The organism is Streptomyces sp. CNZ287, assembly GCF_007827615.1.
Genome location: NZ_VISV01000009.1, coordinates 194,544 through 208,649, shown reverse-complemented (window position 1 = coordinate 208,649; position 14,106 = coordinate 194,544). Strand labels below are relative to the sequence as shown.

Genomic DNA, 14,106 nt, shown 5'->3' with positions numbered 1-14,106 from the left:
TCAGTCGCCGAGCGTGGCCAGGTCCTGGACCGTGACGTTGGAGAGTTGCTTGCCGTCCTTGCGGACCTCGCGCAGGTACCACTTCTGCACCGGCGCGTGCGACTTCTTGCCGAACGCCCAGATGCCGCGCGGGCTTTCGATCTGACCGAGACTGCCGAGGGCGGTGTTGATGGTGTCCGAGTTCACCTCGCCCTTCTCGGCGGCCGCGGCGATGGCCATGTCGAGCACGGCGGCGGCATCGTACGAGGCCATGGCGTACCCGGTGGGCGGGGTGTCGTGCTTGGCGGTCCAGTCGGAGACGAACTTCCGGTTGGCGTCGTTGTCCAGGTCCGCGACGTAGTTGGAGACCGACTGGATGCCGTCCGCCGCCTCGCCCTGGGCCTGGAGGACGCTGCCCTCGGTGAGCGAGCCGGAGGCGTACAGCGGCAGGTCGGCGACGTCGGACTGGGCGTACTGCTTGACGAAGTCGATCGCCGCCTTGCCCGCGTAGAAGGTGTACACCGCCTTGGCGTCGGACTGGGCGATGTCGGCGAAGTACGGGGTGAAGTTGGTCGTGTCGGGGAACGGCGTCCAGGTGGTCTCGCCGTCGGAGTTGGCCAGTTCACCGCCGATCTCGTCGAAGGTCTCGGTGAAGCCGCCGAGCTGGTCGTAGCCGCCCTGGTAGTCGGGGCCGATGGCGTAGACCGGGCCGTCGACCTCGTCCTTGACGTACTGGGCGATGGCGGTGCCGTAGTCCTTCGACAGGAAGCTGGTGTGCCAGACGCGGGAGACGTCCTTGAGCTCCGGCCGGCCGTTGGAGCTGACCAGCGGGATCTTGTTCTGCTCCAGCATCGGCAGCACGGCCTGGTAGGAGCCGTTGGCGACGATGCCGGTCATCACGTCGACCCGGTCCTTCTTCACCAGCTTGGTGGCCGCCGGCACCGCGGTGGGCGGGCCGTCCCCCTCGTCGCCCACCGACAGTTCGACCTCGCGCCCGCCCAGCTTGCCGTTGTGCGTGTCCAGGTAGAGCTGGAATCCGTTGCGCAGGTCGGTGCCCACGGCCTCGTACGTCCCCGAGAGGGCGGCCAGCAGGCCCACCTTCACCGTCTCGTCGCCGGAGCCGCTGTCGCCGCCGCTGCAGCCGGCGAGGGCCAGCGAGACTGCTGCTGCTGTGGCGGCGACGGCCCGGGTTCTGCTACGGCCGGGACGGCGTATGGATGCGTTGACGAACACGAAGGCTCCCGAGGGAAAAGTATGAGGGATGGGCTGGGGGTCGATCCGGGGGGGGCGGGGTGGGGGCAGAAGAGGGGCGACGACAGGCAGACGAACGACGGAGCTTGCGACCGGGCGCGCGGGCGGGGTGAGGGGGGTCCCGCCCGTGCGGCGGCGTCAGGAAGCGGGCTGCGAGTCGCGCAGTTGCGGGCTGAGGGCGTCGCCCACCTGGTTGATCAGCTCGGACATCATGTAGCTGACCTCGCCGATGTCGGCGTCCCTGTTGGTGGTGACCAGGAGGGACGCACCGCTGGAGACCGCCATGGAGAACATGTAGCCGCCCTCCATGGCCGTCAGGCTGTGCTCGACGGGGTCGGCCTCGATCAACTGGGCAGCGCCGGAGAGCAGGTTGACGATGCCGGAGGCGATGGCTGCCAGCCGGTCCGCGTCGTCCTGGTCCACCCCGGTGAAGGCCAGGGCGAGGCCGTCCACGGAGACGGCGATGACCTGGGTGACCTCGGGAATACGACGGGCGAAGTCACTCAGCAGCCAGCTCAGGTCGGCGGTGGATGGGGTAGTCATCACGTGCTCCGTTGCGAGTCGTCGTCTTTTGCGGTCCGGGTACGGCCGCTGTTCCTGGCGGTACGGGCACGGCCTCCGTCGTCGTTACGGGGACGGCCGTCGCCGTTGCCGTCGCCACCGCTGCCGCCCGTACCTGCCGGGCGGCCGCGATCGGCGGCCCCTCCGGCTCCCTCACGGCGGCCGGTGCTCCTGCTGATGCCCTGGGTGTAAGCGGCCAGCACGTCGGAGATCTGCCGGGAGTCCCGGCGCTTCGTGGGCGCCGCCTTCCGCTCGCTCCGGCCGCCCGGCTTGTTCTCCCCGTCGCGCTTGGGGAACCGCGGCCATTGGTCCGCCGGCTGGCGCATCCGCACGGGCAGCCCCGAGGGGCTGACGCCGGCGACGCGGTCGGCCGGGTCGTAGTCCGGGCCGAACGGCAGGTTGCGCCGGGCGCCACCGTCTCCGGCCTCCGCCTCCCCGCTGCCCGGCACGGCGCCGCCCGGAGCGGCGGCGCCAGGGGTCCCGCCGCGCGGGGTGGTGCCGCCGGGGGCGGCACCGCCCGCGCCCGCCGCGCCACGCCGGGGCGCGGCGGCGGCGACGGGCTCGTCCACCGGCTTGCGCGGGCCCGGCACGGCGCGGTTGGGGGCGGCGAAGACGCTCGTCTCCCCCTCCGTCAGCGGCCGTTCGCCCTCGACCATCGTCTCCTCCTCGACGGCCACGAGGACCGTCGGCGGGAGGGTGACCTCGGCGATGGTGCCGGGGCCCGCGGAGGAGCGCAGCTCGACCACGATGCCGTGCCGGTCGGCGAGCCGGGCCACGACGTGCAGACCCATGGACCGCACGGCGCCGACGCCGGTCTGCGGGTTGGCCAGCCGGGCGTTCAGCTCGTCGCGGCGCTCGGGGGTCATGCCGACGCCCTCGTCGACGATCTGCACCACGGCGCGGTCCCACAGCCGCCAGACCGCCACGCCCACCTGCTTGTCGGGGGGCGAGAACCGGGTGGCGTTGTCGAGGAGTTCGGCGAGGATGTGCGCGAGGTCGTGCACCGCGCGGGCGGCGATGCCGATCCCCTGCTCCACGATCCCCATGGCGACGCGCTCGAACCGTTCGATCTGCTGGGCGGCGGCGACGACCACCGTCGCGCAGGGCGCGTCGGATTCGCGTACCCGGGCGTGTCCGTAACCGCCCATCACCAGCAGGTTGTTGGTGTTGCGCTCCATGCGGATGGCGAGGTGGTCGAGCGCGAAGAGGATCTTCATCCGCTCCGGGTCGGCCTCGTCGCGCTGGACCGCGTCCAGCTCGGACACCATGACGGAGGTGAGCTGCGCACCGCGGCGGGCGACGCCGACCAGGGTCTCCGCGAACTGCTCGTGCGCGTGCGCCTGCTGGGCCGCGAGCCGTACCGCCTCGTGGTGGACGGAGTTGAACGCCTCGCCGACCTCGCCGATCTCATCCTCGCCGGTGGTCTCCACCGGGCTGCCGGAGCTGTCGGCGACCTGTTCCGGGGTGGCGCCGCCGAGCGCGCCGGGTTGGGAGAGGTCGGTGACGATCTGCGGCAGCCGTTCCGTGGCCACCGAGTGCGCCGCGTTGCGCAGGTCGCGCAGCCGGCGGATGATAACGCGGCCGACCCGGAGCGCGAAGAGCAGCACGCCGACCAGCGTCACCAGCACCACGATGGTCTCGATGACCGCCCACCAGATGAGCGTGGACCGTTCCTCGGTGACCTCCTTGTGCACGGCCGCGTTGACGCGGCGCTCCACCGAGCGCAGCTCGGTAAGCCGGTCGGCCGTGGCCTCCTTCCACTCGGTGGCGGAGATGCTGAGCTCCGCCCCGATCGGGGTGCGGCTCACCTGGTCCTGCATCCCCTGCGCGGGCAGGGTGCCAGGAGCGGAGAGCGCGTGTTCCAGCCACGCGCGCCACTCCTGCGGACCGAGGGCGACGAAGGAGCTCATCGTCTCGAAGAAGCCGATCTCGGTGGCGTCGAAGGTGCGCCGGGAGGCCGCGGTGAAGCCGCCGTTGTCCAACGCCCTGAGGACCACGACCTGTTGCTGAGCCGAGTGCTCCTCGGCGCGCGCGAACGAGGCGGAGGCCCGGATCCGGTCGGCGATGTCGGCGTCGACGCCGTCGGCCTGGGCGATGCCGTCCCGGTAGTCGACGAGGTCGGCGATCGTGATCCGGTATCCGAACGCGAGCGCGGACAGCGTGCCGCTGCCCGAGCGCGCCTGAGCGCGCAGCGAGGGCAGTTCGGCCAGCGAGCGGTCGATCCGCTGCACGGCGAGATTGGCGTTGTGCGGCAGGGACTCGAGCTTCCTGCGCTTCTCGGTGTACTCCGAGATACCCGCGTCCGTGGCGTCTGTCGCCTTGCGGAACGCGGTGGCATCGCCCTGGGAGGCGACCAGCGCGGTTGCGGCGGCACGTTCGTCCTGCAACCGGGCGGTCAGCTCCGCGGCGGACTCGGCGGCATCCACCATCTGCGCCAGCCTGTTGGCCTGGAACGCCTGGGTGGTCGCCGGCGCGAGTGCTCGCACGGAAAAAGCGATGGCCACCACAAGGGGAACGGCGACCAGGAGGACGAGTCGACGGTTGATCCTCACTACGCAACCCCTACGTCGGGGTCATGACACAGTAAAGCTGACACGGGATTACCTTGCGATGGGGAGGGTGTGACATGTGGGGGTCGGTGCATCCATCGCTCCTGCTGAGGGTGGGCTGAGCGATGTGTCTGATGCTAAGTCGGAAGTATAAGTTACGGGCGAGTACAACATCAAAATATGCACGAGGGAGATGCAATCTCTACCTGCGACCAATCCGTTTCGATCAGGTTCCGTCTGAAATTTCAGAGATAGTACGGCAGTTCGAACCGGGGCACGGTCAAGTCGGCACCCCTCAGCCGCGTTTGAGCGCGTGCCCGCCGAAGCCGCTGCTGCGGTCGGAGCCCTGGTTCTGCTCCTGCCACCAGGCATCGAACTCCTGCTGCCCCATCTTCTGCCAGTCCGGGGTCTCTTCGACCTGGGCCCGGCCGAGCCGGCGGCCGAGGGCGACCATGGCGGCGCCGACGGCGGTGCGGTCCGCGTCGTACGCGGCGGCGATCTCCGGCCAGTCGCCCCCGGCGCGGCAGGCGGCCTCCAGCGCCGTGGCGTCCTGAAGCGCCTTGACGCTGCCGCCGCCGGTGTGCGGCCGTACGACGGTGGCGGCGTCGCCCGCGAGCAGCAGCCGGCCCACGGCGAGCCGCGGCACCTCCAGGTCGTAGATCGGCTGGATGAAGGAGTCCTCGGGCGCGGTACGCAGCACGCACCGGCCCCAGTACGGGGGGAAGTGCTCGGCGACCAGGTCGCGCAGGTACGCGGTGAGCTTCGCGGCGACCCGGCCCGGCGGCAGCGAGGTCGGGGTGCGCAGGTCGAGCAGCAGGTCGGGGTCGTCCGGCGGGACGGCGTAGAGCACCCAGTTCATCCGGAAGCCGCCGCCCGCGGCGGGGATGAGGTACATCATGCAGTGGCCGCCGGGGAAGACGACCACGCGCGCCTCGGCGCCGTCCGTCTCGGGGTCGCCCGCGACCGGGGCAGACGTGCCGCGCCAGCCGAGGTAGCCGGCGTAGTCGGGGGCGAGCCCGGGGAACATCGCCTCGCGGACCACCGAGCGGTACCCGTCCGCGCCGATCACCGCGGCGAAGCGCTCCTGCCGGCCGTCGGCGAGCTTGAGGGTGACGCCGTCCGCGTCCTGCTCCACGACGGTCACGGCCGCGCCCGTGTGGTACGTGACCGACTCGGGCACCCGGTTGCGCAGCTCGTGCCAGAGCGAGCCCCAGTTGTAGGAGCGGAACGGGAAGTGCTGCTCGGCGAACCCGTGGCCCAGCTCGGCGTCTCCGTCGCGGATCGTCCACACCCGGCGGTTCAGCCCCGACCAGGGCATCGACGAGTCCACGTACCCCGCGGCCTCCAGCTCCGCGAACCGCGCGTCGTGCAGACCTATGCCCACGCCGCGGTCGCGCAGCTCGCCGCCGGCCCGCTCGAAGACGGTGACCCGCCCCGCACCCGCCCGCGCCACCGCCTGCGCCGTGGCGCACCCCGCGATGCTCCCGCCCACCACGGCGACGGAGTCCTCGTCCACCACGGTCTCCCCTCTGTTCCTCGGGCCGGCACCGCGACGCTCCGCGCCGGGCCGGCTCTCCCGCACGTCCGGGCAACAACCTTCCCCAACGCGATCACCGCGTCAAGAGATCGGCGGGGCCCCAACCACCCCTGCGTACGGCCGAGTCGGGTCCGCGAACCCGCTCGCGGACCCCCGGGATCCGGATCGATTACTTAGGCTAGCCTTACCTATTCGGTTCCGAACCGGGAGAAGAAGAGGTGGGGTGGCGGGTGGCTGCGCAGAAACCGTCGGGGCGGGACGTGCTGAAGGGCGCGATCGCGGGACAGCGGCGCGGTGTCGCGATCGGCTCGGTGCTGGCGGTCGGGCACCAGCTCGGCGAGGCACTGGTGCCGGTGCTCATCGGCATGGTCATCGACGACGCGGTCGCCGGGGACGACGCGGGCGCGCTGGTGCGCTGGCTCCTCGTGCTCGTCGCGGTGTACGTCATGCTCGCGTTCAGCTTCCGCCTCGGGGTCAGGGCGGCCGAGCGGGCGGCGGAACTCGCCGCGCACCGGGTGCGGCTGGAGCTGGTGGGCCGGGTGCTCGACCCGCGCGGCGGCGCCGAGCGCGGCCGGCTGCCGGGCGCGGTGGCGAACATCGCCACCGACGACGCCAAGCGCGTCGGCTCCATCGTCATGGTCGTGACCGTCGGCGTCTCGGGGCTCGCGGGCGCGGCGGTCAGCGCGGTGGCGCTGCTGCTCATCTCCGTACCCCTGGGACTTCTCGTGCTGGCCGGCACGCCCGTGCTGGTGTGGCTGGGCCATCTGCTGAGCAAGCCGCTGGAGCACCGCAGCGCGGCCGAGCAGGAGCAGGCGGCCACCGCGTCGGGCGTCGCCGCCGACCTGATCGCCGGGCTGCGGGTGCTCAAGGGCATCGGCGCGCGGGACGCGGCCGTCGAGCGCTACCGGGCCACCAGCCGCGACTCGCTGGCCGCCACGCTGCGCGCCGCGCGCGCCGAGAGCTGGCAGAACGGCGTCGTACTCACGCTGACCGGCGGCTTCATCGCGCTGGTGGCGCTGGTCGGCGGCCGGCTCGCGCTCAGCGGCGACATCACGCTGGGGCAGCTCGTCGCGGCCGTCGGGCTCGCGCAGTTCCTGCTGACGCCGCTGCAGGTGTTCGCCTACGTCAACGCCGAGTTCGCCCAGGCGCGGGCGTCGGCGGCGCGGGTCGCCGAGGTGCTGGCCGCGGCGCCCGCCGTGGTGCCCGGCGACCGGCGGCTCGCCGAGCCCGTCCGCGGCGAACTGCGGCTGCGCGGCGTGGAACTCGGGGCGCTCACCGAGGTGGACTTGGCGGTCGCGGCCGGGGAGCTGGTCGGGGTCGCAACGACGGAACCGGCCGCAGCGGAGGCCCTGCTGCGGTGCCTGGGCCGGATCGAGGACCCGGCGGCGGGGGTGGTGGAGCTGGACGGGGTCCCGCTGACGGGGCTCGACCCGGCGGAGCTGCGGACGGCGGTCCTGGTGGCGGCGCACGACGCGGACCTCTTCGCGGGCACGGTGGGCGAGAACGTCGCGGCGGGCGCGGGGCAGGGGGGTACGGCCGCCGTGGGCAGCGGGCTCGCGGACGGTGCCCGTACCGGAGCCGGCGGCGCGGGAGGCGACGCCGGCAGTACCGGACCCGCGGACGGCGGCAAAGCACCTGCAGGGGCCGCCCGTTCCGGGCCCGAGCCGCCCGGGCGCGACCCCGGACCGGCGATGGCCGCCGCTGCGGCCGACGAGGTGTGCCGGGCGCTGCCCCGCGGCAGCGAAACCGAGGTCGGCGAGGCCGGGCGCGCGCTCTCCGGCGGGCAGCGGCAGCGCGTCGCCCTGGCCCGCGCGCTGCACGCCGGGCGGCCCGTGCTCGTCGTCCACGACCAGACCACCGCCGTGGACGTGGTCACCGAGGCCCGGATAGCCGAGGGGCTGCGCGACCACCGCGCCGGGATGACCACCCTGCTGGTCACCAACAGCCCCGCCCTGCTCGCGGTCGCCGACCGGGTCGTGTTCGTCGACGCCGGCCGGGTCGCCGCCGAAGGGCCGCACGCGGACCTCGTACGCGACGAGTCGGCCTACCGGGCGGCGGTGCTCGCATGACCGCGGCTCCCGGCCCGTACGACGACGCGCACGACGGCCCCGACGGGGCCCGGGACCGGCGCGGCGGCGACGCCCGCGACCTGCTCCCCACCGCCACCCCCGCCCGCACCCGCGCCGCCGTGCGCGAACTGCTGCGCCCGCGCCGGGCGCTGGCGTGGACCGCGTTCGCGATGATGGCCGCGGCCACCGCCGTCGGGCTGCTCACCCAGCCACTGCTGGGCCACATCGTCGACCTGGTCACCGACCGCCGCGAGGCCGGCGCGCTCACGCTGCCCGTCGTGCTGCTGGTCGCCGTGGCCGCCGGCCAGGGCGTGCTGACCGCGATCGGCCGGACGATGGTCTCCCGGCTCGGCGAGACCGTCCTCGCCGAGCTGCGCGAACGGTTCGTCGAGCGCGCGCTGCGGCTGCCGCTCGACCGGCTGGAGAAGGCCGGCTCCGGCGACCTGACCGCTCGCGTCACCCGCGACGTCTCCCGCGTCGCCGAGGCGGTCCGCGGCGCGCTGCCCCAACTCGCCTCCTCCGTCCTGGCCATCGTGCTCACGCTCGGCGCGCTGGCGGTCCTCGACTGGCGCTTCCTCCTCGCCGCGCTGCTCGCGGTGCCCGTGCAGGCGTACACGGCCCGCTGGTACGTCCGCCGCGCGGTGCCCCTCTACGCGCGCGAGCGCGTCGCCACCGGGGCGCAGCAACAGCAGCTCCTCGACACCGTCAGCGGCGCGGCCACCGTACGCGCGCACCGGCTGGAGGCGCTGCACGCCGGGCGCGTGGACGCCCGCTCGCGCGCCGCGGTGGACCTCAGGCTGCGCGGGGTGCGACTGCTGACGGGCTTCTACAACCGGCTGCACGTGGCGGAGTACCTGGGACTGTCCGCGGTGCTTGTGGCGGGGTACGTGCTGGTGCGCGACGGCTCCGCGTCGATCGGCACGGCGACGGCCGCCGCGCTCTACTTCCACTCGCTGTTCGGGCCCGTGAACGTGGCGCTGGTGCTCCTCGACGACGCGCAGGCGGCGACGGCGGGTCTTGCACGGCTGGTCGGCGTCGTGGACGCGCGCGCAGGCGCCGGCCGGACGGGGCCCGCGGAGGGCCCGCGGCCCGCGGTCGGGGTGTCGGTGAGCGGGGTCTCCCACGCGTACGAGCCGGGCCGTCCTGTGCTGCGCGACGTGGACCTGGAGCTGCGGCCGAAGGAGAAGGTGGCGCTGGTGGGTGCGAGCGGGGCGGGCAAGAGCACGCTGGCCAAGCTGCTCGCGGGCATCCACGTCCCGGCCGCCGGGAGCATCGACGTGGGCGGCGCGGCACCGGACGAGCCGGGCCGTACTGTCGCGCTGGTCACCCAGGAGGTGCACGTCTTCGCCGGCCGGCTCGCCGACGACCTGCGGCTGGCCCGGCCGGGCGCCGACGACGAGGAGCTGCGCGAGGCGCTGGCCCGGGTGGGCGCGCTGGGCTGGGCCGAGGCGCTGCCGGAGGGACTGGACACGGTGGTGGGCGAGGGCGGTCACCGGCTGACGGCGGACCGGGCCCAGCAGCTCGCGCTGGCCCGGCTGGTGCTGGCCGACCCGCCGGTCGCGGTGCTCGACGAGGCCACCGCGGAGGCGGGCAGCCTCGGCGCCCGGCGGCTGGAGGAGGCGGCGGAGCGCGCGCTCGAAGGGCGTACGGCGCTGGTCGTCGCGCACCGGCTGAGCCAGGCCGCGGCGGCGGACCGGGTCGTGGTGATGGAGGGGGGCCGGGTCGCGGAGAGCGGGACGCACGACGAACTGCGGGCCGCGGACGGGCCGTACGCGGCGCTGTGGCGGGCGTGGTCGGCGGGGCGCGCGGCGGACGCGGAGCAGGATGCGGAGCGGGTCGCGGAGCGGAGCACGGAGCGGCAGGCGGGCGGCGCCGGGCGCTCCGGGCCGTAGCGGATCGTACGGATCACGCCCGCCGTCGGCAGGGGAACGGGCCCCGGCCCCCGGCCCGTACCGCCGCGGCCCTCAGACGGGGTGCGGGCGGCGGGCGCCGAGCGCGGCGGCGGTCGTGACGGCGCGCCACGCCTGGTAGCGGGCCGCCTCCAGCGCCACGTCGCCGGGCGGCCCCTCCCCCGAGCCGTCCGGGACGGGCTCCGGGCTGCCGGGCGGCACGATGATGCCGCCCCAGTGGTAGAAGACGTTGGCCAGGGCCAGGAGGCCGGCGCCCTGCCCGCCGTGGGCGGTGTCGACGGCGGTGAAGGCGGAGTACACCTTGTCCGCGAGCCCGCCCGCGGACGACAGCGGTCCCGTGGTGTCGATGAACGCCTTCACCTGGGCGGACATGTTCCCGAGCCGCGTCGGGGTGCCGAAGAGCACCACGTCGGCCCAGTCCAGGTCGTCGACGGCGGCCTCGGGCACGTCCGCGGTCCCGCCGCGGTGCCGTGCCCACTCGGGTCTCGCCGCTATCGCCCCCTCCCCCGCCGTCTCCGGCACGCGCCGCAGCCGCACCTCCGCACCCGCCTTCTCGGCGCCCTCCACCGCCGCGAGCGCGAGCGAGTGCACAATGCCGGTGGCGCTGTAGTAGATGACGGCCGCCTTGACGGGGCTCTCGGATTCCATGGTGGGCCTCTCACTCCGCGGTCCGGCTCGGGGGTGGTTCACGACGGGGCACGCGCTTCGCCCGCGCGATCCCTGTGACTAAGACGTACCGGCCGCCCCAAGTGTGAGACCGCGGGCCCGGCCTCACAGTCGGGCGGCCCGTTTCGTCCTACGGGGGAGACCTGTCACGCGACCGAGGAGCACCCGCACCATGACCACACCGTCCGCGCAGCAACCCGGCCGCCTCGACCCGGGGCCCGCCGGGATCGCGAGCGAGCGGCGGCGGCTGACGAACCTCGCCTACCGGCTGCTCGGCTCCCTGGCCGACGCCGAGGACGTGGTGCAGGAGACGTACGCCCGCTGGTATGCGATGCCCGCGGAGCGGCGGGCCGCCGTCGTCTCCCCGGGCGGCTGGCTGACGAAGGTCGCGGGGCGCGTCTGCCTGGACCTGCTCGGGTCCGCGCGGGTCCGGCGGGAGCGGTACGTGGGCGAGTGGCTGCCGGAGCCGCTGCCGGACCGGGCGGAGCTGGTGGGCGGCCGGGTGGGCGGGGCGTACGCGGACGCGGTGGATCCGGCGGACCTCGTGACGATGGACGAGTCGGTGCACATGGCGTTCCTCGTGGTGCTGGAGTCGATGACACCGGCGGAGCGGGTGGCGTTCGTGCTGCACGACGTGTTCCGCTACCCGTTCCCGGAGGTGGCCGGGATCGTCGGCCGGTCGCCCGCGGCGTGCCGGCAGCTGGCGTCGTCGGCCCGCCGCCGGATCCGTACGGCGCGGCGCCCCGCGGCGGCGGAGCACCACGCCGCGCTGGTACGGGAGTTCCGGCGGGCCTGGGCGGCGAAAGACATCGGCGCCCTGGTCGGGCTCCTGGACCCGGCCGCGACGTCCACCCCGGACAGCGGCGGGCTGGTGCCGGCGGTGCTGCGGCCCGTGGTCGGGAGCGAGTCGATCGCGCGGGGGCTGGCGGAGGTACGGGAGCAGCAGCCCGGCATCGAGCTGCTCGAACGTACGGTGAACGGGCAGCCCGGGGTGGTGGCACGGCTGGACGGGGTCACGGTGTCGGTGCTCGCGTTCGCCGTGGCGGACGGGCGGATCACGCGCATCTGGGCGATGCGCAACCCGGAGAAGCTCCGCGCCTGGACGGCAGCCTGACGACCCCGGCGGGCCGGGGCGCGGCCCGTACCGGCGCTCAGCGCACCCGCTGCAGGGCGCGCTCGCGGCGGGCGGCCACCTTCGAACCGGACTCCCGGCGCGCCATCCGGCGCAGCACCACCGGCGCCACCGCCAGGCCCAGCACCGCCCAGGCGCCGAGCACGCCCACCGTCTCGGCCTGCCGCCAGGAGTCGCCGAGCTCCACCGCCGCCGCCGCGTCGGGCAGCATCACGGCGCGCATGCCGAGCCCGAGCCAGTAGAGCGGGAAGACCTGCGCGGTCCACTGCAGCCACTCGGGCAGCGCGGTGATCGGGTAGAAGATGCCGGAGATCCCGATCAGCGCGAGCACCGGGAGCTGGATCAGGCCCTGTGCACGGGCGTCGCCGAACACCGAGCCCAGCACGGCCCCGGCGGGCAGCGTCGCCACCATGCCGAGCGCGACGATCCCCGCCAGGTGGAGCCAGGCGCCCGGGTCGAGGTGCAGGCCGCCGACGAGGAAGAGCGCGGGGACGAGGAAGAGCGCGAGGTCGGCGAGGAGGCCGCCGGCGACGGAGACGACCTTGCCGACGAGGTAGCCGCCCATGCCGTGGGGGGTGGCCTTGGCGCGCAGCAGGGTGCCGTCCTCCCGCTCGGCGGTGAGCAGTTGGCTCATGGTGACCATGCCGAAGGACACGTTCATGCCGAGGATGCCGGGGAGGGTCAGGGCGCCGAGCATGAAGCCGGTGGAGCCGAACTCCCGCCCGCGCAGGAACCAGAGCACGCCCAGCATCAGCAGCGGCCAGAAGAGGTGGCTGAAGAGCTCGGCGCCGTTGGTGAAGGACTGGCGCAGCTCGATGGCGCCGCGCCGCAGCCCGGCGCGCAGCACGCAGGCGTTCACCGGGCGCCGCCTTCCGCCGCGCCCGCGGGCGCGCCTTCCGCCGCCTGGACGAGGGCGAGGTAGGTCTGCTCCAGCGACGCGCGCCGGACCTCCAGTTCGGCGATCTCCTCGCCGTGCCGCTCGAAGAGGCCGCGGACGAAGGCGGTGGAGTCGTCGGTGGCGTGGACGCGGGGCCGGCCGCGGTGGCGCCAGCGGACGCGGTCGGCGCCCGCGATGCGGCGGGCCAGCTCCGCGGGGGTGCCGTCGGCGAGGACGCGGCCGGCGTCGAGGATGACGATGCGGTCGGCGAGGACTTCGGCCTCGTGCAGGTCGTGGGTGGTGACCAGCACGGTGGTGCCGGCGGCGCGCAGGTCCCGTACGAGACGGTGGAAGCCGCGCCGGGCCTCGGGGTCGAAGCCGGTCGTGGGCTCGTCGAGGAAGAGCAGGTCGGGGCGGCCGACGATGCCGATGGCGACGTCCAGGCGGCGGCGCTGGCCGCCGGAGAGGGTCCGGATCCTCTGCTCGCCCCGGCCGCCGAGGCCGACGGCGTCGGCGAGTTCGCCGGGGTCCCAGGGGGTGCGGCCGGCACAGGCGTAGTACGAGGCGAGGTGGGCGAGCAGTTCACGGACGCGCCACTTGCCGTGATCACGCCAGGACTGCAGCACGACGCCGACGCGGGCGCGCCACCGCTCGTCGCCCTGCGCGGGGTCGGTGCCCAGCACGGCGACCTCGCCGGCGGAGCGGGGCCTGAAGCCTTCGAGGATCTCGATCGTGGTGGTCTTGCCGGCGCCGTTGGGCCCGAGGAGGGCGACCGTCTCGCCGTACCGGACGTGCAGGTCCACGCCGTGCAGGACGTCCGCGGCGCCGTAGCGCATGCGCAGCCCCTCGACCGCGACGGCCGCGGCGGCGCTCACAGCGCCTCCCGTACGCGCGCCGCGAGGGCGGCCCGGTCGACGCCCGCCAGGTCCAGCGCGCGGGGCACGGTGCCGACCTCGGCCCGGAGGAGGGCGTCCAGCACGTGCAGCGGCGTGAGGTCCTTCTTGCGGTGGGCGCCGGCCATCCGGTCGAGGACGAGCTTGAGCGAGGCGCCGAACTGCGGCCGGCGGCCGGGGTCGGGGGTGGCGCGCAGGTCGAACGCGCCGGGCGCGACGCCCGCGGCGCCGAGGCTGTGCGCGAACTCCCGGTCGAGCGCGGCCTTCAGCTCCGCGCGGCCGAGACCGGCGGCGGCCAGGACACGCTGCGGCTCGGTGCCGTCCTGGGCGGCGACCGCGAGCAGCACGTGCCGCGCCTCCATGGCCGCGGAGCCGTCCTCGCGGGCCTCGGCCTCGGCGGTCAGGAGCACCGCCTGCAGATACCTGTCGAACGTGCTCATCCCCGCCTCCTCAGCGTCACGCCGGCGGCGATGAGCCGCTTGGCGTGCTTCTTGTGCACCGCCTGGCGCGTGACGCCGAGCGCCTCGGCGACCTGCGGCCAGCTCCAGCCGGTGCGCATCGCCCGCTCCACGGCGGCGTCCTCCAGCCGGTCGGCGAGGCGGCGCAGGGCCGCGACCGCCGCCAGCGCGTCTGCCGGATCGTCGTCTGCCATACAGGCAACCTAAGTTGACTAACGGCAGAT

The 14,106-nt window shown here is 74.5% G+C and carries 12 protein-coding genes; 3 read left to right on the top strand and 9 right to left on the bottom strand.

The genetic code is table 11. The features are described 5' to 3' along the window. The 4 genes from FB457_RS18490 to FB457_RS18475 form a co-directional block, all read right to left on the bottom strand. A complete protein-coding gene (locus FB457_RS18490; protein ID WP_047019157.1) occupies positions 1-1,212 on the bottom strand; it encodes an ABC transporter substrate-binding protein in 1,212 nt (403 codons plus the stop codon). Positions 1,213-1,368: 156 nt separating this feature from the next. Continuing rightward, on the bottom strand, positions 1,369-1,773 hold the full coding sequence (locus FB457_RS18485; RefSeq protein WP_047019156.1) for a roadblock/LC7 domain-containing protein: 405 nt from the start codon (positions 1,771-1,773) through the stop codon (positions 1,369-1,371). Continuing rightward, positions 1,773-4,277, bottom strand: a complete 2,505-nt coding sequence (locus tag FB457_RS18480) for a sensor histidine kinase (protein ID WP_253911516.1) — start codon at positions 4,275-4,277, stop codon at positions 1,773-1,775. Before FB457_RS18480 ends, FB457_RS18485 begins: the two co-directional genes overlap by 1 nt. A 358-nt stretch (positions 4,278-4,635) precedes the next feature. Continuing rightward, complete coding sequence (locus FB457_RS18475) at positions 4,636-5,856, bottom strand: FAD-dependent monooxygenase (RefSeq protein WP_145782445.1); 1,221 nt, start codon at positions 5,854-5,856, stop codon at positions 4,636-4,638. Positions 5,857-6,107: 251 nt separating this feature from the next. On the opposite strand from FB457_RS18475, the gene FB457_RS18470 reads away from it, so the two are divergent. Together FB457_RS18470 and FB457_RS18465 are read left to right on the top strand one after the other, a co-directional pair. After that, entirely contained in the window at positions 6,108-7,946 is a 1,839-nt protein-coding gene (locus FB457_RS18470; RefSeq protein ID WP_145782444.1) for an ABC transporter ATP-binding protein, read from the top strand. Then, the gene (locus FB457_RS18465; RefSeq protein WP_145782443.1) at positions 7,943-9,838 is read left to right on the top strand and encodes an ABC transporter transmembrane domain-containing protein; all 1,896 of its coding nucleotides are present in this window, start codon (positions 7,943-7,945) and stop codon (positions 9,836-9,838) included. The genes FB457_RS18470 and FB457_RS18465 overlap by 4 nt, the downstream gene beginning before the upstream one ends. Before the next feature lie 72 nt (positions 9,839-9,910). Here the strand turns inward: FB457_RS18465 and FB457_RS18460 are convergent, their stop codons facing one another. Continuing rightward, a complete protein-coding gene (locus FB457_RS18460) occupies positions 9,911-10,504 on the bottom strand; it encodes a flavodoxin family protein (protein WP_047019152.1) in 594 nt (197 codons plus the stop codon). A gap of 190 nt (positions 10,505-10,694) precedes the next feature. Here FB457_RS18460 and sigJ point away from each other — a divergent pair, with 190 nt between their 5' ends. Continuing rightward, on the top strand, positions 10,695-11,636 hold the full coding sequence (sigJ, locus tag FB457_RS18455; RefSeq protein WP_047019151.1) for an RNA polymerase sigma factor SigJ: 942 nt from the start codon (positions 10,695-10,697) through the stop codon (positions 11,634-11,636). Positions 11,637-11,673: 37 nt separating this feature from the next. Here the strand turns inward: sigJ and FB457_RS18450 are convergent, their stop codons facing one another. Genes FB457_RS18450 through FB457_RS18435 form a run of 4 tightly spaced genes read right to left on the bottom strand, consistent with a single transcriptional unit; the run spans position 11,674 to position 14,076 of the window. Further along, on the bottom strand, positions 11,674-12,513 hold the full coding sequence (locus FB457_RS18450) for an ABC transporter permease (protein ID WP_145782442.1): 840 nt from the start codon (positions 12,511-12,513) through the stop codon (positions 11,674-11,676). After that, the gene (locus FB457_RS18445; protein WP_145782440.1) at positions 12,510-13,406 is read right to left on the bottom strand and encodes an ABC transporter ATP-binding protein; all 897 of its coding nucleotides are present in this window, start codon (positions 13,404-13,406) and stop codon (positions 12,510-12,512) included. The genes FB457_RS18450 and FB457_RS18445 overlap by 4 nt, the downstream gene beginning before the upstream one ends. Continuing rightward, entirely contained in the window at positions 13,403-13,864 is a 462-nt protein-coding gene (locus FB457_RS18440; protein ID WP_047019148.1) for a Clp protease N-terminal domain-containing protein, read from the bottom strand. The genes FB457_RS18445 and FB457_RS18440 overlap by 4 nt, the downstream gene beginning before the upstream one ends. Beyond that, on the bottom strand, positions 13,861-14,076 hold the full coding sequence (locus tag FB457_RS18435) for a hypothetical protein (RefSeq protein WP_101420395.1): 216 nt from the start codon (positions 14,074-14,076) through the stop codon (positions 13,861-13,863). The genes FB457_RS18440 and FB457_RS18435 overlap by 4 nt, the downstream gene beginning before the upstream one ends. Between the last annotated feature and the right edge of the window lie 30 nt (positions 14,077-14,106).